The following is an 18,214-nucleotide window of genomic DNA, read 5'->3' as shown; positions in this document are numbered from 1 at the left end:
CGCTGAGCAAAAAATTGAGTGAAAACCTCATTCTCGTTCATCTGCTAGTTAACGACGTTCGTCTCTATTTACTGAGCTTTTTTTGAATTCTGAGATTAGCCAACAATACTGTACGTAGTTGCCTTTACTCGTATACATAGTGATGCCTAACCAAATTTGTCAATCGGAACGACAACTTCGGTCCCAACGAGTAGCACAGTCAAACCATCAGTCGATGCATGTTTCTCGGAGTGAGGCAATTTTCGGTTACGTTAGAATGCGACGCCATCGTGGCCAGTCGTTCAAGTTTCAGGGATGAAAAGAAATGTATTTTGAACAAGACGTGGTAGTTTTCGTATCGGAAGATTCTTGCTCGGTCCTTCAGGGTGCCGTAGGCACAGACGATGAGGAAAATCTAGATATACGTCACGCCGACACATTAGCGAAAGTCCTCGACAATCTCGATGAGACGCGGTCGAATAAGAAACGCTTAATCCTCTTAGAAAGCCATTTTCTCAGTGATTCCGCTAGCAGTATTAGCGCTGTTGCCGAATTTGGGGATCTCGTCGTGATCGTCCAATCGCATGAGGAGTCGATGGTGTCATTTGCATTGGCAAACGGCGCGGTGGACTACCTCGTGGCCCCCTTTGATCGCCAGCTACTTGAACTAGTCGTACAACGAATTCAGTCGCCCGTCGCTGAGGATTTGGTAGTCAAGTCTCCCGCAGGTAAAAGAACCTTCCACCTAGCACACCGAATTGCGCAAGTTGATGCCTCCGTATTACTTCAGGGCCAAAGTGGCGTGGGAAAGGAAGTTGTCGCGCAGTATATCCATGAGCATTCAAGGCGCTCTCAACAACCCTTTGTGGCTATTAACTGTGCTGCCATACCGGACTCGATGGCAGAGGCGGTTCTCTTTGGGCATACAAAAGGCGCCTTTACCGGAGCAACGGAGGCGCATTCTGGGAAATTTGAGGAGGCCAATGGTGGTACGCTTTTTCTGGATGAGGTCAGCGAACTTTCGTTGCCGATTCAGGCCAAGTTGCTGCGAGTCATTCAGGAGCGAGAGGTAGAGCGCGTTGGTTCTCATAAGAGAATTAGTTTGGATATTCGAATTTTAGCCGCCGCCAACGTATCTCTGAGCGAGCAGGTCACTCAGCAACATTTTCGCAATGATCTCTACTATCGTTTAGCAGTGCTTGAGTTAGATGTGCCGCCGTTGCGCGATCGGAAGGATGATATTGAACCGCTTGCTCGTCTATTTTTGGCGAAATGCGACGGCGAACATTGCACGATGACGCCACAATTTATCAACGGCTTAACGCAGCATGATTGGCCCGGTAATATTCGTGAGCTGCAAAATATCATTCAACGTGCCTTTACCTTTCGAAACTCCAATAACCTAGATCTAATTGATCTGCAATCCGCCGGGTTAGTGAGAGCTGAAGTTGATAATCCTGCATCGATAGAGCATCTCTCGCCGTTCGCCGGTATCTCGTCGATTCGAAAGCGATCGGAATTCCAGCTTGTTCTTAAGGTGCTTCGAGAAGTGAATGGTACGCGAAAACTCGCTGCACAACGCCTGGGGATCTCAACGCGTGCACTACGATATAAGCTCAATGCTATGAAGAATGAAGGTATTGATATCGAGACACTCATAGCGGAGGTAGCATAATGTCGATGGGGCCTATTAATGCCGATTTAGCTTCGGCGAACTTACGGAAATTGAGTGTTTTGGCGCCGAGTAAAACGGATTTCCCCGACATAGCGCAAGCGGTTAAAGATTCGCTCATGGAGGCAAATCAGCGCCAGAACATGGCGAGTGAGGCGCGCCGAGCCGTTGAACTAGGAGACAGCGACGATCTCGTGGGAGCGATGGTGGCGTCACAGAAAGCATCGATTACTTTCGATGTCATGTTATCGGTACGAAACAAGGTATTAACGGCTTACCAAGATTTGATAAAAATGCCGCTTTAACACACCTTTGGTTAACTTATGGATGGATCCAAAACAATGACTGCAGCAAGTGCTGAAGGGGAAGGCAACCCGTCTCTCAAGGACCGTTTGCTATCAATAACACAATCTCAACGAAGTAACGCAATCGTTATCGGTATATTGGCGATTTCACTCGCCGGTATCATTGTGGCTTGGATGTGGGGAGCCTCCGCTAACTACAAGCCCCTCTATGCGGATCAGGATCAGTATCCAACGGGTGATGTCATTGCGGTACTTGAAGCGGAAAATATTCCCTATGAACTGGATTTGGCAACGGGACGGGTATACGTTCGGGATGGAACCGTTGCCAGTACGCGTATGCTATTGGCGTCGCGAAGCGTTTTGCCAACTCGACCTCAGGGTTTTGAACTGCTCGATGATATTTCCCCATTGGGAACGAGTCAGTTTATGGAATCATCGCGATACAAACGAGGGTTAGAGGGAGAGCTTGCTTTAACCATCATGGGGTTGGAATCGGTTCGCAATGCGAGGGTTCATCTCGCTATTCCGGAACGGACACTATTCATTCGCGAAACAGGTTTTAATCCTTCGGCATCGGTATTGCTAGAACTCGTCAACAATCAGCCGCTAAGTAAGGACGCGGTGGAGGCGGTGGTTAATCTCGTTGCAGCAAGTGTTTCCGGCATGCAACAGCAGGATGTTGCAGTGAGCGATCAGTTTGGCAACCTGTTGAGTGCGGAAATCGGCAATGAACTGGACGGATCCTTCGACGAACGGCTGGTTCAATATCAACGAAACTTTGAGCGAGAACTAGTGGAGAGAGCATCACGCATGCTATTACCTCTTTTTGGTGCTGGCAACTTTCAAGTCCAAGCCACAGCAGATCTAAATTTTGACGTTCGTCGAGAAACTGCTGCGGTGTTGGAAGGTGATCCCACCGTGGTCCAGGAAACACTCATTAATTCTTCTTCACCAGAACGCGCCGCGATTGGTATTCCTGGAACCTTAAGTAATCAGCCACCACCACCTACAGAGATTACTGCGGATAATCCTGTCACAGAGGAAGTGGTTGAACAGCGCCTCGAGAATTCGGAGGAGCGGAGAACGTTTGCCCAGGGTCAGCGAGAAATCACCACACAGTATCGGCAGGGCGAAATTGAACGTCTAAGTGTAGCGGTGGTATTGAATAATGCTGTTGCAAACGGAGCGACAGGAGAGTTCTCTCAAGAGGAGCTCGACCGAATATCGGAGACCTTATCTGCGGCGCTTGGGGTGGACGATGTGCGCGGGGATTCACTCGTTATTTCAGCATTTAATTTTGCTCCACCCGTTGAGTTTGCGGCGCGAACTGTTGAATGGTACGAGCAGCCTGCTATGCAACAGTGGGGTCGCTATGGCTTAGGGCTCGTTACCGTATTGCTTCTGACCCTGGTCGTAGTCCGCCCCTTGGTGAGATCTATTACAACCGGTGCAACGCCTTACCCAGTGCCTGCCAAATTAGCTCATAGCGGTGAGGATGATAACACTGCGGAGTTTGACGAAGAAGAACTCCAAAACTACGCGATCAAAGAGGATGAGATAATCCAGCCGGGTCAACTTCCCAGACCAGGATCTCCGATACACATTCAGCTCTCTCATCTACGAAGCTTGGCTGACGAAGATGCCGAGAAAGTAGCTGAAGTACTAAAAGGTTGGCCAAATGAATAAAGTTAAACGCGGAGAAATGTGATGCTGACTCCCATTGAGAAAACTGCGCTCACCCTTTTGGGGATGGGCGAAGACTCTGCTGCAAAGGTTTTGAAATACTTTGATCAGTATCAAATCCAAGCCATATCTAATGCGATGACCAGTTTGAGTACCGTCAATAGCGAACAGGCGAATGAGGTACTAACTGAATTCTTCGATTCCTATGGCCAACATTCCGGTATTAAAGCGGCTTCAAAGGATTTCCTACAGAACACCTTAGAGAAATCGGTTGGCGGGGATTTGGCTAAGAACGTTCTCACGAAAATTTTCGGTGACGAACTAGAGCAAAAAATGGAGATTTTAGAGCACTGCAACCCCCGGATCATAGGTTCTCAGTTGGAGCATGAGCATCCGCAAATGGCGGCAATATTTTTGTCTTTGATGTCGCCCAAGGCATCGGCGTCAATCATTACGACGTTACCAACGAAAATGGGGGACGATTTAGTCCTTAAAATCGCGAAAATAACCGCTGTTGACGAAGATATAGCTGAAGATCTAAGTAACTTAGTTGACCGCTGTCTAGATGCCGCATCAGCGCTTGATAACTCTACCGTAGATGGCGTTAAACAGGTGGCGGATATTATTAATGTATACGACGGAGACTCAGACCGGCTGCTCGACTTAATACGAGAGCACAGTGAAGATCTTCTCGAGGAGATCGAGAATCTCCGTTACGACTTCAATGTGCTTGCAGTCCAAACTGAGAGGACTTTAGATCAAGTAGTGCAAGCAATTAATGTCAACGATTGGGCTATTGCTCTGCGTGGCGCTGATCCTAGCATTATCAATAAGGTCCGTGCGTCGATGCCCAATCGAATGAGAACTTCGTTGGATGAGCAAGAGCAGATAACCGGCCCGCAGCCCAAGGCAAAGATTGATCAAGCGCGGAAGGAGATCATGGAGCATATTAAGTCTCTGGCGCGTCAGGGCGATGTGACGCTGGTGATGACTGATGAGAAGGGAGTAAGCTGAGATGCTTCAATGGATACCAACAACACCGACAGAGAATCGAAAACTCTTTATTATGCCGCGGACCAAAAGGGCGAAATCTCAAGCAGATTTGACTCCAGTGCCGTCGGCATTTCCGCCGTCAAGTGAAGCTCCAATTAGTGCATCACCAACTACTGAAGAAACCCGTCAGATGGGCTTTGACCAAGGTTATAAAGACGGCCTGAAGCAAGCGAGACAAGAACTAGAAGAAGCGGCCGAGAAAGCGCTCGAAGCAAAGCTTTTGGAGGTCCAACAACATTATGAGGGATCCATTAACGAGCTGATCGTGGAGCTGAACAGTCTAAAGTTGGATTTTCAGCTTAGTGAGAAAAAGCAATTGATGGAGCTCGTTAAAGGTATTTGTGAAAAGATTTTATCCCACGAGCTAACTGCTCCTAAACGTAAGATTAATCAAACGATATCTTCGGCATTAAAGGGTCTGAGTTGCGACAGCGCTTTTGTATTAAGTATCTCAGCCGATGATGAGGCGTTAATTAAGTCTGAGCCTCATGAAGAGCTAACAAGTGTCACGATAGACCCAAGCCTCAAACGTGGGCAATTTATCCTCGATAGTCCCCGCCAGCAGTTGAAGGTAGATCCAGAGCAGCAGCTACACAGAATACTCTACGATCTATTCTCCAGCGAAGCCAAAAGCTGAAATGGATTTATCAGCACAATTAACGACAGTTAGTGAACACCTCAATACGGTCACGATATTGCGACCGACTTTTAAGGTGATTAAGTCCGATGGTTTCTTGATTGTGGCAACGGGCGAAAACTTCTGTGTGGGCGATGTTTGCGATGTTAGCTTCCAATCAGGGAGTCGATTCGCCTGTGAAGTTGTTGGGTTTGATGGTGAGTTCTATCGGCTTATTCCCTACCAACATGCTAACGGCGCACACTTCGGCGGGAGTGTTCATCATCGTCCTCAAGCGAGTGGAACGGGAGTGGGTTTCCAATTATTAGGAAGAGCTGTGAATGGACTTGGCGAGGCGATTGACGGCTTGGGACAAATCAATTACGAAGAATTCCGTCCAAATAATGCGGCGCCACCCAGCTTAATTAAGCGTCGTGGTGTTGAAGAGGTTATGGAAACGGGAGTAAAGGCGATCGATTCCCTACTGACGCTCGGCCGAGGGCAGCGTATTGGTTTGGTGGCAGGATCTGGCGTTGGTAAGTCGGTGTTACTTAACATGATTACTCGATTTTCAGACGTTGACGTTGTAGTAGTAGGCCTCGTGGGTGAAAGAGGTAGAGAAGTAGGTGATTTTATCGCGAAGACCTTAACGCCTGAAATGGCGGAGAAGGCGGTCATTATCGCAGCAACAGCAGAAGAATCACCTGTTATGCGCGTTGCGGCGGCCCGACGCACTCATGCCGTGGCAGAATACTATCGTGATCAAGGCAAAAATGTTCTGTTATTGATGGACTCACTCACGCGAGTAGGTATGGCTCAGCGTGAGATCGGTTTGGCGTTGAACGAGGCTCCTATTTCGAAGGGTTATCCTGCAAGTGTCTTCTCTCTTTTGAATCAGCTGATTGAACGAGCTTGTAATGGAGAATCGGAGCAGGGCAGTCTCACTGCCATATACACCGTTCTTGCCGAGGGTGATGATGCTCAAGACCCCCTCGTCGACTCCGCTAGAGCTATTCTAGATGGTCACATTATGCTCTCGCGAGATCTTGCCTCTCAAGGCCAATATCCAGCAATCGATATTCCAGCGTCAATATCACGGTGTATGAACGACTTAGTGAGCGAGGATCACTTGCAGCTTGCGCGAAAATGTCGGCGGATGATCAGCTTATTCCGTGAAGTCGGTGAGTTAATTCCTTTGGGGGCCTATGTCTCCGGAGTAGATGCCGAACGCGATGAAGCAATCAACTTAGATCCGGCGATCAGCACCTGGCTTCAACAGGCCCCCAGTACGCCGATGGATGCCACCACCGGCCTCAACGAGCTTCAAGCCCTGCTAAGCGGCAATGGCAAGGCAGGATAATGAAGCTTCAAGCGCTCAACACAGCTCATACGATTTTATCTAAACAGCTGGATGAAATCGTGATAAAGCTTCAAGCTCAGCAAGCAATTTTGGCAAAATTCCAGTTGGCTATAGATGGCGAGCGTAAGTACGTAGATACAGCGGAGTCTAGTCTCCGCGGCCCAGGTTCACTGGGAGCTCATGAGCTAAGTGGAGTGTGTTTAATTAAGGCGAACCATGAGGGTAATAAAGCGAGAATTAGCCAAGCCATTACGCAGGTTGAGGCTCGTATTCTTGATTTAGGTTTTCAGCGAGATGAATTACTTAGGCGTTGTAAAGCAATGGAGCTGCTTGTCAACAACCATCACCGACGAGGGCAGCGCGAAGTTCAACGCAACGAGCAACGACTACTAGATGAGTGGACTAATCTTCGAGAATATCGCTAAGGTTGTTCATCCGCCTCTCATTTCAGGATCGAAGCACGTTTAGCAATCTATCGCTTAGACCCTGTAGAACCGTTATGCCTCGATGAATCCCCTTAAAACCTTGATCTAACTGAGCTTCTACTTTGGCGCCAATGGCTAATGCCTCTTCCTTCGACAAGGTTGATAAAGCCGTCTGGGGCTGAGAGTTAGGGCTGGTATTTAATACCTGAAGCTGAGCTTTTATTGTTCTTAAGCCGTCTTGGATTATAGGCCCAGAATTAATCAATAATTCCTTTTCTGAATCAGCATATGATAGTGATAAAATTGGGTGTTTAGCTGCCTTCAGGGCGTTCACCTCCTGCTGCATTACCTGGCCGGTGTCATTAGCGCTAACATTAATGCTTACCACTCCTTGAGCAATCAGCAATTCTTCTTTTGAGAGTATTGCGTTGAGCTCACCCGAGTCAGTGATGTTGATTCTCAGCGGATTAGCTTCGGATTGATGAATCGCCTCGGTTTGCCAACCCTCTTGGTATGACAAAATCAGTTGTGTAGGTTCCTTACCTTTTATTGAGACGGTAGCCGTATAGGACTGCTCAACGGGCAGCGTGGAGACACTTCCCGCGTTAAAGTGGAAGGCACGATTCGGGTCCAACTTTAAGGTCAAATCCTGGGCAATGATAGTATCACCATCGAACGTACTGGTGCCGATGACATTATTTAGTGACTTACCAAGGCGAGTGAATTGATTGAATGAGTCAGGTGACTCGATGGTTGGCAGTAATCGCCACATTTGCAGCATACGATTACCGAGCTTTTTCAACGCGGGTTCTGCGACGGACTTTTGCGCAGTGTGAAACTGTGCTTCACGTAGCTGCGAAAGATCATGTTTAGCTGCGCTATTAAGCGACGTTGTCGCCGGTCGCTTTATGGGAGCCAACGTGGGAGGCATATCAGATCTACGATCTGCCACCACGGATTTAATGGGCTTTAGCGGGGCGCTGTTTTCGAGGCGATCAATAGCCATTCAAACACTCTACATTAAGTTAAATAGGTTGAGTTCCGAGATTCGCTTGAAGGTAAGGTGGCTTGCTTCTAGACCCTGAAGATAAGACTGCAGTCTGGTAGAAGCCTCACTCATATCGAGTGACGATATCTCGGTACTGACTTTGTCTAAGAATAGTTTATTTCTGGCAATGTTGTCGGAATGAGTGTTAAGAAAACTTTGCCGCCCGCCAAGCGTGGTAATGGATTTCTGCACTTCCGAAAATATGCTGTCGACGGCGTCGAGACTGCTCGAGGCGGACGAGCTGTTAACGGACCCCACAGCAAGGTCGGAGATGAAAGCGCTTAATTCTGTCAGCGTATTAGCGCCACTGCCAATCATCGCCTGCGCCGTGACGTTAGTTTCTATGCGAATGCCTCTACCTACGAGAGTTTCTCGTGTACTACTGTTTCCTTGCACTACATATTCGTTAGGGTTAGTACCAGCGACTATCGCAGGTTGATCACTATACGTGCCGGAAAACAGGTAGCTACCTGATCCATCACGAGCATTGAATTGTGTGATCAAAGAATCTCTTAGGTTCTCAAGTTCGATTGAAATACCTTTGAGATCATCCGGTGACCGAGTGCCGTTGTTGGCGAAGAGGACTAAGTCCTTTATGCGAAGTAGCGTATCATTGGTACTCGATAGGAATTGCTCTGACTGCGCAAGTGCGGTTTTGGCAGTCTCGATATTACTTTGATATTGAGTCAATTCTTCTTGCTCGCTACGGATACTCTCAAGCTTTAGCGATGCCGAGGGGTCATCACTAATTTTAGTGAGTCGCTTTCCGGTTGAGATTTGCTGCATTACCTTCGCCAATTCAGTATTCGACGTCTGAAGACTCTGCTGCATTAAGGTTCGAACTTGGCTATCTGCTACACGCATGGTTACCTCAGATTATTAAACAAGTCTTCCATTAGCTCGTTGACTATATTGAGGACTTTGAGATTGGCCTGATAGGCTTGGCTGTACTCCATCAATTTTGTTGCTTCCTCGTCACTATTTACACCACTCAATCCTTCTCGGTTACTCTTAGCTTGAGCGTGAAGGATGGAGTAAGTGTCGGATTCTCGTTGTGATTGACGAGTTAAAATGCCGACATTAGCGAGGAGTGATTCGTAAGCTTCATTTAAGGTGACATTGCCCAATCCAGCTATCGTGTACGAACTCTCTTTGATTAGGTTCAAAGCAAGCAGATTAGAGGAGTCTCCTGGGGTCATTTGATCGATGGTAAGCGGGTTGCCGTCGTCCACGGAGGCAGAGAAGGCGAGTAAATCGGGTTCGATTGATTCGTTAACGCCAATGGAGCCTGCCGGATCTGAAGGATTCGCAATCACGAATAGAGCGCTAACAGCGCTGCCAAAGTTACCAACTAGGTCCTGACCCAGTGCAAGTTGGCTGTTGACCTCATCGTGCAGCGTTGTTGCCATGGCATTAACTATATTTTCATAATCGCCCACAGCCGACTCGTGGAAGTCGGCTAAGGCGCCCAAACCGCCGCCATATTGATGCGTGACTGAAACCTGCGATCCCGGTGTTTGTACCGACAATTGAATGCGATCGGCGTTGGATGGATCAATATTCGCCGATAGGGAAGAGAAGCTAGAACCGACGATTAAAGGAAGACCTCTAGCGAAGGCAATTTCAAGCCGATTCTCACTACTGTAGTTCACCTCAATATCAATCAGTGCGGCAACATCTTCAACTAGCCGATTACGTTGATCAAGCAATACTGAAGAATTGCCGCCTGATCGTTCGGTGATGACTACCTTGTCGTTAATATCGGAGATCCCTGAGATCAGCGAATTTACATTTGCGACTTTATCTTGATACTGATCATAAATAGATGTCTGGAAATTGTTGAGTGTGCTTGAAACATTGTTAAATTGCAGCGTTAACGCTCGAGCTTCCTCGATGATTTGCTGCCGGAGCGGCGAAGACTCAGGCTGGGTAGTCGCCTCGCTAAGTGCCGAGAAAAAAGAATCTAAATTTGAGGATATGGAGGCGCCATCGCGACCAAAGAGTTCTTCTATTCGTTCGTAAGCATCTAAGCGCTCATTGGCATTGGCCTCTAAACTAGTGGCTTTCCAAAGTTGACTGTCATTGAAGTTGCTAGCAAATCTCTGGATGTCGGTGACTTCTACACCCCGTCCCGCGCTTAGCCCAGCCTGCGTGCCTGGGCCAATCGAGTTAACGGAAACACGCTGCCGTGTGTAGCCTTCCGTCGTAGCATTCGCCACGTTTTGAGCGGTGGTGTCCAAACCGGCCTTCGCAACCATTAATCCAGACAGTGCGGTTTGCGCAGCATGAATGCTCATAGTGATGAGGTATCAATGGGTTTTTTCAGGGATGAAACCGTCATCGCGCTGGCTTCAGATCGCATCTCTCTGAGCGCTGCTGCGGCTTCGCCCGCTTTTTCGGGGTCGAGCTGTCGCTCAATCATGGCAGCGATGCCAACTTGCCCTTGGCCGGCGAGAGACTGTGCGACGGTCTGATCATGCATGTCACGGAATGCCCCCTGTTTGTTGGACGATAGGGGGCTATCTTCAGGTGCCAGTACATCACTTGCTGATCGCATCTGCTTCAATACGGTCTGTAAAAATAAGGCTTCAAAGTCTTTCGCTGCATCGCTTAAACCGCTATTTGGTTTGTTTGCATCAGCGACTGTTGGAGCAGACGGTGATTGAATACTGTTTTGATTCGGATCAATCATAGCGATTCCTTAAATAACAATGAGTTCGGCGTCAATCGCTCCAACCGCTTGGAGTGAGTGAAGTATAGTCATAAGATCATCGGGCGATGCACCTAATCCATTCAAGGCATCAACAACCTCGCTAAGACTCGTACTGCTACCAACAATATTGAGCGTCCCATCGGGCTGAGATACTTCAACGATGGAATCGGTTGTTGTGACGGTATCGCCCTGCCCGAATTCGTTCGGCTGACTAACATTTTGAGTTTCTGTAATCCTAACTGACAGGTTGCCATGACTCACAGCGGCCTCTCGAACCATCACGTTCTGGCTAATTACTACGGTTCCGGTCCGTGAGTTAAAAATAATTCGTGCCGGCTGGGCCACTGAGTCAATGGATATCTGAGATAGTAATGCAATATATCCAGTTCGCTGAGACGCCTCGCTGGGAGCACTGACTTCAATACGACTATCGTTCAACGGGCGCGCAGTGTCGGCGCCAAAAGTCTCATTGATTTTTCGAGCAACCTGAGTGGCCATAGCGAAACTTGGCCTTCTCAGATGCATTACCAGCGGTTGCTGCAGTGCAGCTTGGTTGACACTGACCTCTCGTTCTACGATGGCGCCACTAGGGATACTGCCTCCCGTTGGCGTGTTGACCGTAACCGACGATCCATTTGATCCATTTGCTGATAGCCCTGCTACGACTACTGGCCCTTGAGCCAAGGCATAGGTCATTCCGTCGGCACCGACTAATGGTGTCATGAGTAAGGTTCCACCGCGAAGAGATTCAGCGTCACCAAGCGAAGAAACCACCACGTCGATGGTCTGACCAACACCCGTGGATACGCCCATTCGTGCGGTAATCATTACCGCTGCGACATTCTTAGTCTTCACTCTTCCGTTGCCGTCTAACTGAATGCCGAATTGCTCGAGCATATTGCCCACCGAGCGACCCGTGAACTCAACCTGGTTTCGATCACCCGTACCATCTAAGCCAACGACAAGCCCATAGCCAACGAGTTGATTATCTCTTACGCCTTGAATATCGACTAAGGTCTCGAGAGGTCTACTACCCATAGCAAAAGCACCGGAGCTTAATAGTGCGAGTAGCATGATTAGGAATATCCGAGTCATGAGAGTTCTCCTAAAGTGGGAACCAAGGTGAATTAATAAGCTGCGATAACCAGCCCGCTTCGTTTGAGTCGGCGAGTTCACCTGTTCCCGCATAACTAATCCGAGCGTCAGCTAAGCGATTCGACAAGACTCGGTTCTCGCTATCAATATCCTCACTGCGAATGAATCCCGTTACACGAATAAATTCATCACCTTGATTCAATGACAGCCATTTTTCGCCACGAACTTCGAGCACGCCATTGGGCAGTACACGATGAACCATCACCGAGATAATCCCGCTCATAGTGTTAGCCTGTGAGCTGGTAGCGCCGCCATCAAAGGATCGGTCGCCCTGAATGCTCGCGTTAAATTCTGAGGTGTTAAGACTGCCGATCGTAGGTGTAGGAATCTCAACTTCGCTGCGCTTGGAGAAGCCAGTGTTGGCTGATTTTTCACCTTGCGTAGTTTCGTCTAGCACGATCATTAGAATATCGCCTACTTGGTAAGCTCTTCGGTCAGTAAAGAGCGTCACCGATTGACCACCACGGAATAGACTGCCGTTAGTTTCATGCACTGAATAGTTCTCAGCCATTGGAGGTTGGTACAGTTCGTCACCTGGCGAAGGTGGAATAATGGTTGGGTGGGAGACGCAACCAATCAAGAACATTAGGCTTCCTAGAGTAAAAGTTAGGCGCAAGTACATTTCAATCACCTCAGATAGTTTGTGAAACGTACTGCAGCATTTCATCGGCTGCAGAGACGACCTTAGCATTCATTTCATAGGCTCGTTGAGTGGTGATCATGTCCACCATCTCTTCTACTACCTTGACGTTTGAGCCCTCAAGAGCCCCCTGTCTTAGTGTGCCGGCTCCTTCGGTGCTCGGAGTGACTTCAAAGGGTTCACCACTGGCATCGGTAGAGCGAAACAGATTGCCACCAAGGGCTTCAAGACCAGCAGGGTTAAGAAAACGAGCCAAGCTAATCTGTCCAATTTGCTGGCTCCGGGAATCGCCAGCCAATTGCACCGAGACGATGCCATCGGAACTAAAGGAAATACTCGTCGTTTCTTGAGGGATGCCAATATTCGGTACCATTGGGAAGCCTTCGGTATTAACGATGAGGCCTTCAGCATTGACATGAAATTGGCCATTCCGAGAATACTGAATATCGCCATCGCTATTCTCAATTTGAAAGAAACCATCACCCATGATGGCCAAGTCCAAATCTTGACCGGTGTTGATGACCGATCCCTGCGTGAAGACCTTTTGGGTACCAACGACCCTAACCCCTGAGCCTACTTGAACGCCGGTAGGCAAAGAGTTGGTTGCATCAACTAGGGCGCCAGGCTGGCGCTGGATGTCATAAAAAAGATCTTCGAATACGACTCGGTCACGTTTAAAACCTACGGTATTAACGTTGGCAAGGTTGTTTGAGATTGCAGCCATTTTGGTATCCTGAGCTGCCATTCCCGTTTTACTTACCCACAGTGCATTATTCATAATTCGCTCCTAGCGACTTGCAATCAGTTTGTTGCCGTTCTTAGCAAGTTCATCTGCGGCTCGCATCATCTTGAGCTGCATTTCGAAATTTCGTGTCAGACTCATGACGTCCACCAGTTCAGTGACAGGAGATACGTTCGACTCCTCAACAAACCCAGACACCACCATTACGGTTGGATCTACTGGGATTTCTCCTCCATTTCGGGCCTCAATAAGGCCATATATATCCTTGGTCAGCTCGCCGGCCGGTGGATTGACCATCTTCAATTGGTCTATTTCGATGATTCCGTCGCCGACCTGAGGTGTAATAGAGATTAAGCCGTTCTCACTCAACTCAAATGATCGGTAAGGGGGGATTTGAATATCACCGTCGAACCCTTGTACTCTAAGACCGCTGAGCATTAGGTAGCCCTGATTATCTAATTCAAAGCTGCCGTTGCGAGTGTGAGCAAGCGTTCCATCTGGACGTTTAAGCGTGAACATCCCTTCACCTTGAATGCCAAAATCGAGATCCCGACCGGTTGTTGTCAGCGACGCAGGGTTGAGATTGATTCCACTGGGCAGGGTGCTTACCAGAGTACGACCCTGGAAGCCCGAACCGCCAATTGAGAACGAGCGGGCTCTTTCCATCTGAGAGCGAAAACCTGCCGTATCAACATTACCAAGGTTGTCAGCTCGAACGGCCTGAGCATCCAACACTCGGCTTGCCCCTGAGGCTGCGGTATAGAGTAAACCATCCATAACTTAGCCCTCGATTACAGGTTCTGGAACAGGGTTTGACTTAGCTGGTTCAGCGTTGAGAGCGTTTGAGCGTTGGCCTGGTAGTTCCGCTGTGCCGAAATCAGACTGACTAGTTCGCCCGTCAGGTTTACGTTGGATGACTCTAAAGTCCCCGACTCGATTTTTCCGAAGGAACCGGAGCTAGGCTGTCCAAAGACAGGATCTCCTGAGGCGAGTGTCTCACTCCATGCGGTACCATTTACCTGACGCAGACCATCTAAATTGGTGAAGTTGGCCAAGGCAATCATTCCCTGCTCGCGAAGCAAACCATTTGAGTAGTTGGCAGATACTAGGCCTTCATTATCAACTGTAACACCGATGAGTTCACCGGAGGCGTAGCCATCGGTCTGGTTCCGAACGACAGAGAATTCGCTACCTAACTGACCCGTCGCGCGGTAACTAACATCGATATCCAAGTTGTTTGCCCCATTTGCTAAAACATAGTTGAAGTTAGTAGTGGGGTCGGGTTGGGTAGGGTTGCCAGCAGCATCAAACATTAGGTTGCCGTCAATTGAGTTGAGTTGGCCATCACTATTGAATTGCAAAATGGCTCCGTTCGCCCCAGTGGTGGGTGAAATTTCGCCATCGACACTGTAATGAACTTGCCATTCATTGGTATTGGTCTTGAGGAAATACTGGGTCAGGGTATGTTCATTACCTAGAGAATCAAACAGCTGAGTTGAGTAGGATGAATGATAGGTTGCCGGGTCCGTTTGGTCGAAATCGTTAGCGACTAAAGGGCTCATTCTAGAGTCAAAATTAGCTTGAAACTCAACCAGCGATGTTTCCTGGGCTACCAAACCTTCACTTCGAATAGTCAGTTCGGATAGCGAACCGAATTCCACGCCGCCGTTCGCATCCAAACCAAATCCCATGACGGAGTTACCTTGAGCGTCCACAAGTTGGTTATTGGCGTTGAGGTTAAAACTGCCGTTGCGTGAATACATCGATTGTCCCTGCCCATCTTTGAGAATGAACAGACCGTCGCCGCTAATTGCTAAGTCTAATTCTTTACCTGTACCAGACATTGAACCAGGTTGACTAAAATTCTGAGAAACGGCAGCAACCTCTACCCCATTAGGTTGAGCTCCCGAGTAAATGGACGAGAACTGAGTGGTCGCGGCGCGATAGCCAGTGGTTGAGACATTGGCAATGTTATTACTAATGTTCGAGATCTGTTTGTCAATCGAGGTTAGACCGCTCAAAGTGATTTGATAGCTCATAATTTATTCCTTCCTTAGATTCCAAATTGAATAAGTTGATACATTGGGACTTCGCCAACGCCATCGACTCGAATACGAGGTTCGCCGCCAGTGGGTGAAAGTTGAACCGATGATACCTGCCCCTTAACGTTGAAACGCATGTCCTGGCGCTCAGGAAATTCCACCATCACTTTACCCGAGAGGCCGAGACTATTAGCTTCGAGGGGGAAGTTAGCGACGCCGTTTCGCATATCTAGAAATGCTTCCTTGGTGTTGCCGTACTGATCGCTAAACACGGCCGTCACCGGAAGCGGTGTTCTGGGGCCGGTGACCGAAACGTCGATAGCAGAATCGTCTAGCTGAAACTGGTTAGTGTTAACAACTACCTGCTTACCCACCAGGTCAGAGACTGCTAATGACTGGAGATTGCCCAGCGTCGCCGTATTACTTTGCATCAATCTATTCAGTGTCTCCGCAGAATCAACTTGGGTGAACTCTGCCAGTTGAGATACATATTCAGCACCATCCATGGGCTCTAACGGGTTTTGATTTTGCAACTGAGCGACCATTAAAGTAAGAAACTCATTCTTAAGGCTATCTCCTGAATTACTGGGAGAAGGTGCCGCAGAGCTCGTTGCAGGTTGATTGATATCAATGGCTGAAAAGGAGGCAAGACTCATAGTTATTTCCCTAAGCTAAGTAAGCTTTGTTGCATCATTTTGACGTTGCTCATAATTTCTACGCCCATTTCATAGCTCCGAGTCGCGGACATCATATCGGCCATTTCGGATACCACTTCGATGGGGCTGTAATAGACAAATCCCTGTTCATCAGCGTTAGGGTTGCCAGGCTCGTATCTTTTTTCTGGGGGAGTTTCCATCTCTACGACATCCACAATGGCTACTTGCGCTGAGGAGGAAGGTTGGCTAGATGCATTATCGTAGACAGCCGCAAAAACGGGCCGAAGGCCTCGATAAACACTATTTGGATCGGCAGACATTGAGTCGGCATTAGCCATATTCGACGCGGTGGTGTTGAGTCGAATTGTTTGTGCAACCAGCGATGATCCCGCTATGTCAAAGACGTTTTGAAGTGACATAATTAACCTGCCTCGAGTACTTTCTTGATGCCGCTGAGTTTCATATTGAAAAACGTGAGTGACATTTGGAAATCCATTTGATTCTCTGCAAACTTAGCTTGCTCTACACCCAGCTCCACCGTGTTTCCGTCACGAGAGTTCTGCTGAGGAATACGATAGCGATATTCCTGTTCAATCCGCTGCTGCAAAGAGATGTCCCGGTTAGTCGCTGAAAACACATCCTTAAATTCTACGTCCTTTGCGAGATAGCCAGGAGTATTCACGTTGGCCAAGTTGCTGGCTAATACTTCGGTTCGAGCTACTCGAAAACGAAGGGTCTGTTCATTAAAAGCAAAAGCTTGATCAATATTCATGCAAGAACTCCACGTATTCTTAAGTGGAGCAAAAGCAAAAGCTATGCCAACAATGTGAAAACCCCTATTTTGTTAGCGATTAGTGATTATGAGTGTGCGTAGGAATACGAATGTCGGCAGAATTTTTCCGCCTTTAACGGAAGTAGGAAGAAGGAAGTAGGAAGTAGGAAGTAGGAAGTAGGAAGTAGGAAGTAGGAAGGAAGGCCGATCGGCCTTCCTCGAGGTTTGTGGCTTAGTAGACTGCTACCAACTCGTTGTTGTTAGCCTTACGCGCTGCTTTCGCGGCATTCTTAATGGTTCGCATTTCATTCACCAGCTCCAAAGCCGTTTTCTCGCAGGGCGCCAGCTCAGCATCGCTTTCAGCTAGTGGCGAAACGCGTTGACCCCAACGAATAAGGTGTGAGCTCCATGTTAATCCTGCACCGAAAGCAGGCTGAAGTACCAGGTCTCCAGGGTTGACTCGACCTTCTTCAACGGCCTCAATCAATGCAATGGGAGCGGTAGCAGCCGACATATTGCCGTAGCGTTCAATATTGACGAAGACTTTGTCGGCGTCGACGCCTAACTTTTTACCCACGGCTTCAATAATACGGACGTTTGCCTGATGGGGAACAACGAGGTTGATATCCTCAACGCCACAGCCCGCCTTTGCTAGTGTTTCTTTACTGGCTTTGTTCATGCCAGCCACTGCACGCTTAAAGATATCTTGGCCTTCGAAATTCCACTGAACATCGCCTAGCATAATGTTTTGGTTGGTATACTGACCGCCATATCCCAGCACTTTCAGGATGTCACGATGTTCTCCATAACAGCCTAGAGTTTCAGAGATGACACCTTCTTTTTCGTCGGATGCTTCCAGTACCATGGCCGCACAGCCGTCGCCGAACAGTACTGCAACATTGCGGTTCTCCCAATCCATCAGCTTACTGACGACTTCTCCGCCAATGACCAGTACACGCTTAAACACGCCAGATCTAATCATCGCAGTGCCGGTGGTTAGACCGTACATAAAGCTAGTGCAAGCTGTGTTCAAGTCCATACAGGCGGCTCGTGAGGCACCGAGGCGTTTTTGCACGTAGGAAGCCGTATTAGGAGCAAACTCTGAAAAGCTCGTAGAGCCAAATAGAATCATATCGATATCATCTGCTTCTAGGCCAGCGCAAGCGATCGCTCTAGCCGCGGCGACATAGCCCAGTTCACAGAGATCGACATGAGAAATTCGGCGTTCTTTCATGCCTGTTCGTGAGTAGATCCACTCGTCATTAGTATCGAGAAATGTTGCGAGATCGTTGTTATCAAGCACCGCAGGAGGAAGGCATTTCCCCCAGCCGGAAATGGTAGCGTAGGTCATAA

Annotated in this window: 20 protein-coding genes; 7 read left to right on the top strand and 13 right to left on the bottom strand. The window is 48.4% G+C overall.

Annotation, left to right across the window (positions count from 1 at the left end; translation table 11 throughout):
* Positions 1 to 304: 304 nt before the first annotated feature.
* Genes Q0698_RS10760 through Q0698_RS10730 form a run of 7 tightly spaced genes read left to right on the top strand, consistent with a single transcriptional unit; the run spans position 305 to position 7,093 of the window.
* Positions 305 to 1,654: a sigma-54-dependent Fis family transcriptional regulator gene (locus Q0698_RS10760; RefSeq protein ID WP_298636549.1), complete on the top strand. Its 1,350-nt coding sequence runs from the start codon at positions 305 to 307 to the stop codon at positions 1,652 to 1,654.
* Positions 1,654 to 1,956 (top strand): flagellar hook-basal body complex protein FliE, encoded by a 303-nt coding sequence (fliE, locus tag Q0698_RS10755; RefSeq protein WP_298636546.1) that lies wholly within the window; start codon positions 1,654 to 1,656, stop codon positions 1,954 to 1,956. The genes Q0698_RS10760 and fliE overlap by 1 nt, the downstream gene beginning before the upstream one ends.
* 36 nt (positions 1,957 to 1,992) lie before the next feature.
* Complete coding sequence (fliF, locus tag Q0698_RS10750; RefSeq protein ID WP_298636544.1) at positions 1,993 to 3,642, top strand: flagellar basal-body MS-ring/collar protein FliF; 1,650 nt, start codon at positions 1,993 to 1,995, stop codon at positions 3,640 to 3,642.
* 21 nt (positions 3,643 to 3,663) lie between these two features.
* On the top strand, positions 3,664 to 4,653 hold the full coding sequence (locus tag Q0698_RS10745; RefSeq protein WP_298636542.1) for a FliG C-terminal domain-containing protein: 990 nt from the start codon (positions 3,664 to 3,666) through the stop codon (positions 4,651 to 4,653).
* A gap of 1 nt (position 4,654) precedes the next feature.
* Entirely contained in the window at positions 4,655 to 5,329 is a 675-nt protein-coding gene (locus Q0698_RS10740; RefSeq protein WP_298636540.1) for a FliH/SctL family protein, read from the top strand.
* A 1-nt stretch (position 5,330) separates the two neighbouring features.
* Positions 5,331 to 6,668, top strand: coding sequence for a FliI/YscN family ATPase (locus tag Q0698_RS10735; RefSeq protein WP_298636538.1), 1,338 nt, complete (start codon positions 5,331 to 5,333; stop codon positions 6,666 to 6,668).
* Complete coding sequence (locus tag Q0698_RS10730; RefSeq protein ID WP_298636537.1) at positions 6,668 to 7,093, top strand: hypothetical protein; 426 nt, start codon at positions 6,668 to 6,670, stop codon at positions 7,091 to 7,093. Before Q0698_RS10735 ends, Q0698_RS10730 begins: the two co-directional genes overlap by 1 nt.
* Before the next feature lie 22 nt (positions 7,094 to 7,115).
* Here the strand turns inward: Q0698_RS10730 and Q0698_RS10725 are convergent, their stop codons facing one another.
* The 13 genes from Q0698_RS10725 to Q0698_RS10665 all read right to left on the bottom strand — a co-directional run bounded on the left by Q0698_RS10725 (position 7,116) and on the right by Q0698_RS10665 (position 18,212).
* Positions 7,116 to 8,099, bottom strand: a complete 984-nt coding sequence (locus tag Q0698_RS10725) for a hypothetical protein (protein WP_298636535.1) — start codon at positions 8,097 to 8,099, stop codon at positions 7,116 to 7,118.
* Positions 8,100 to 8,108: 9 nt separating this feature from the next.
* Positions 8,109 to 9,005, bottom strand: coding sequence for a flagellar hook-associated protein FlgL (gene flgL, locus Q0698_RS10720; protein ID WP_298636534.1), 897 nt, complete (start codon positions 9,003 to 9,005; stop codon positions 8,109 to 8,111).
* A gap of 2 nt (positions 9,006 to 9,007) precedes the next feature.
* Positions 9,008 to 10,438: a flagellar hook-associated protein FlgK gene (gene flgK, locus Q0698_RS10715; RefSeq protein ID WP_298636532.1), complete on the bottom strand. Its 1,431-nt coding sequence runs from the start codon at positions 10,436 to 10,438 to the stop codon at positions 9,008 to 9,010.
* Positions 10,435 to 10,833 (bottom strand): rod-binding protein, encoded by a 399-nt coding sequence (locus tag Q0698_RS10710; protein WP_298636530.1) that lies wholly within the window; start codon positions 10,831 to 10,833, stop codon positions 10,435 to 10,437. Before Q0698_RS10710 ends, flgK begins: the two co-directional genes overlap by 4 nt.
* Positions 10,834 to 10,842: 9 nt before the next feature.
* Positions 10,843 to 11,949, bottom strand: coding sequence for a flagellar basal body P-ring protein FlgI (locus Q0698_RS10705; RefSeq protein ID WP_298636528.1), 1,107 nt, complete (start codon positions 11,947 to 11,949; stop codon positions 10,843 to 10,845).
* A gap of 10 nt (positions 11,950 to 11,959) precedes the next feature.
* On the bottom strand, positions 11,960 to 12,631 hold the full coding sequence (gene flgH / locus Q0698_RS10700) for a flagellar basal body L-ring protein FlgH (RefSeq protein ID WP_298636526.1): 672 nt from the start codon (positions 12,629 to 12,631) through the stop codon (positions 11,960 to 11,962).
* A 10-nt stretch (positions 12,632 to 12,641) separates the two neighbouring features.
* Positions 12,642 to 13,427: a flagellar basal-body rod protein FlgG gene (gene flgG, locus Q0698_RS10695; protein WP_298636525.1), complete on the bottom strand. Its 786-nt coding sequence runs from the start codon at positions 13,425 to 13,427 to the stop codon at positions 12,642 to 12,644.
* A gap of 9 nt (positions 13,428 to 13,436) precedes the next feature.
* Positions 13,437 to 14,168, bottom strand: coding sequence for a flagellar basal body rod protein FlgF (gene flgF / locus Q0698_RS10690; RefSeq protein WP_298636524.1), 732 nt, complete (start codon positions 14,166 to 14,168; stop codon positions 13,437 to 13,439).
* A gap of 14 nt (positions 14,169 to 14,182) precedes the next feature.
* The gene (locus Q0698_RS10685; RefSeq protein ID WP_298636523.1) at positions 14,183 to 15,430 is read right to left on the bottom strand and encodes a flagellar hook-basal body complex protein; all 1,248 of its coding nucleotides are present in this window, start codon (positions 15,428 to 15,430) and stop codon (positions 14,183 to 14,185) included.
* 14 nt (positions 15,431 to 15,444) lie between these two features.
* Positions 15,445 to 16,089, bottom strand: a complete 645-nt coding sequence (locus Q0698_RS10680) for a flagellar hook capping FlgD N-terminal domain-containing protein (RefSeq protein ID WP_298636522.1) — start codon at positions 16,087 to 16,089, stop codon at positions 15,445 to 15,447.
* A gap of 2 nt (positions 16,090 to 16,091) precedes the next feature.
* Complete coding sequence (flgC, locus tag Q0698_RS10675) at positions 16,092 to 16,508, bottom strand: flagellar basal body rod protein FlgC (RefSeq protein WP_298636521.1); 417 nt, start codon at positions 16,506 to 16,508, stop codon at positions 16,092 to 16,094.
* Positions 16,509 to 16,510: 2 nt separating this feature from the next.
* Positions 16,511 to 16,861, bottom strand: coding sequence for a flagellar basal body rod protein FlgB (gene flgB, locus Q0698_RS10670; protein ID WP_298636520.1), 351 nt, complete (start codon positions 16,859 to 16,861; stop codon positions 16,511 to 16,513).
* A 232-nt stretch (positions 16,862 to 17,093) separates the two neighbouring features.
* Positions 17,094 to 18,212 (bottom strand): ketoacyl-ACP synthase III, encoded by a 1,119-nt coding sequence (locus tag Q0698_RS10665; RefSeq protein ID WP_298636519.1) that lies wholly within the window; start codon positions 18,210 to 18,212, stop codon positions 17,094 to 17,096.
* Positions 18,213 to 18,214: the final 2 nt, after the last annotated feature.

Source organism: uncultured Umboniibacter sp. (assembly GCF_947497555.1).
GTDB lineage: Bacteria > Pseudomonadota > Gammaproteobacteria > Pseudomonadales > DSM-25080 > Umboniibacter.
Note: the sequence above shows the minus strand (reverse complement) of the source record. Positions and strands in the feature narration are given on the sequence as shown.

Coding starts and splice junctions, on each gene's coding strand:
- Q0698_RS10760 (WP_298636549.1), top strand. CDS start 305: ATGTATTTTGAACAAGACGTGGTAGTTTTCGTATCGGAAGATTCTTGC.
- fliE (WP_298636546.1), top strand. CDS start 1,654: ATGTCGATGGGGCCTATTAATGCCGATTTAGCTTCGGCGAACTTACGG.
- fliF (WP_298636544.1), top strand. CDS start 1,993: ATGACTGCAGCAAGTGCTGAAGGGGAAGGCAACCCGTCTCTCAAGGAC.
- Q0698_RS10745 (WP_298636542.1), top strand. CDS start 3,664: ATGCTGACTCCCATTGAGAAAACTGCGCTCACCCTTTTGGGGATGGGC.
- Q0698_RS10740 (WP_298636540.1), top strand. CDS start 4,655: ATGCTTCAATGGATACCAACAACACCGACAGAGAATCGAAAACTCTTT.
- Q0698_RS10735 (WP_298636538.1), top strand. CDS start 5,331: ATGGATTTATCAGCACAATTAACGACAGTTAGTGAACACCTCAATACG.
- Q0698_RS10730 (WP_298636537.1), top strand. CDS start 6,668: ATGAAGCTTCAAGCGCTCAACACAGCTCATACGATTTTATCTAAACAG.
- Q0698_RS10725 (WP_298636535.1), bottom strand. CDS start 8,099: ATGGCTATTGATCGCCTCGAAAACAGCGCCCCGCTAAAGCCCATTAAA.
- flgL (WP_298636534.1), bottom strand. CDS start 9,005: ATGCGTGTAGCAGATAGCCAAGTTCGAACCTTAATGCAGCAGAGTCTT.
- flgK (WP_298636532.1), bottom strand. CDS start 10,438: ATGAGCATTCATGCTGCGCAAACCGCACTGTCTGGATTAATGGTTGCG.
- Q0698_RS10710 (WP_298636530.1), bottom strand. CDS start 10,833: ATGATTGATCCGAATCAAAACAGTATTCAATCACCGTCTGCTCCAACA.
- Q0698_RS10705 (WP_298636528.1), bottom strand. CDS start 11,949: ATGACTCGGATATTCCTAATCATGCTACTCGCACTATTAAGCTCCGGT.
- flgH (WP_298636526.1), bottom strand. CDS start 12,631: ATGTACTTGCGCCTAACTTTTACTCTAGGAAGCCTAATGTTCTTGATT.
- flgG (WP_298636525.1), bottom strand. CDS start 13,427: ATGAATAATGCACTGTGGGTAAGTAAAACGGGAATGGCAGCTCAGGAT.
- flgF (WP_298636524.1), bottom strand. CDS start 14,168: ATGGATGGTTTACTCTATACCGCAGCCTCAGGGGCAAGCCGAGTGTTG.
- Q0698_RS10685 (WP_298636523.1), bottom strand. CDS start 15,430: ATGAGCTATCAAATCACTTTGAGCGGTCTAACCTCGATTGACAAACAG.
- Q0698_RS10680 (WP_298636522.1), bottom strand. CDS start 16,089: ATGAGTCTTGCCTCCTTTTCAGCCATTGATATCAATCAACCTGCAACG.
- flgC (WP_298636521.1), bottom strand. CDS start 16,508: ATGTCACTTCAAAACGTCTTTGACATAGCGGGATCATCGCTGGTTGCA.
- flgB (WP_298636520.1), bottom strand. CDS start 16,861: ATGAATATTGATCAAGCTTTTGCTTTTAATGAACAGACCCTTCGTTTT.
- Q0698_RS10665 (WP_298636519.1), bottom strand. CDS start 18,212: ATGACCTACGCTACCATTTCCGGCTGGGGGAAATGCCTTCCTCCTGCG.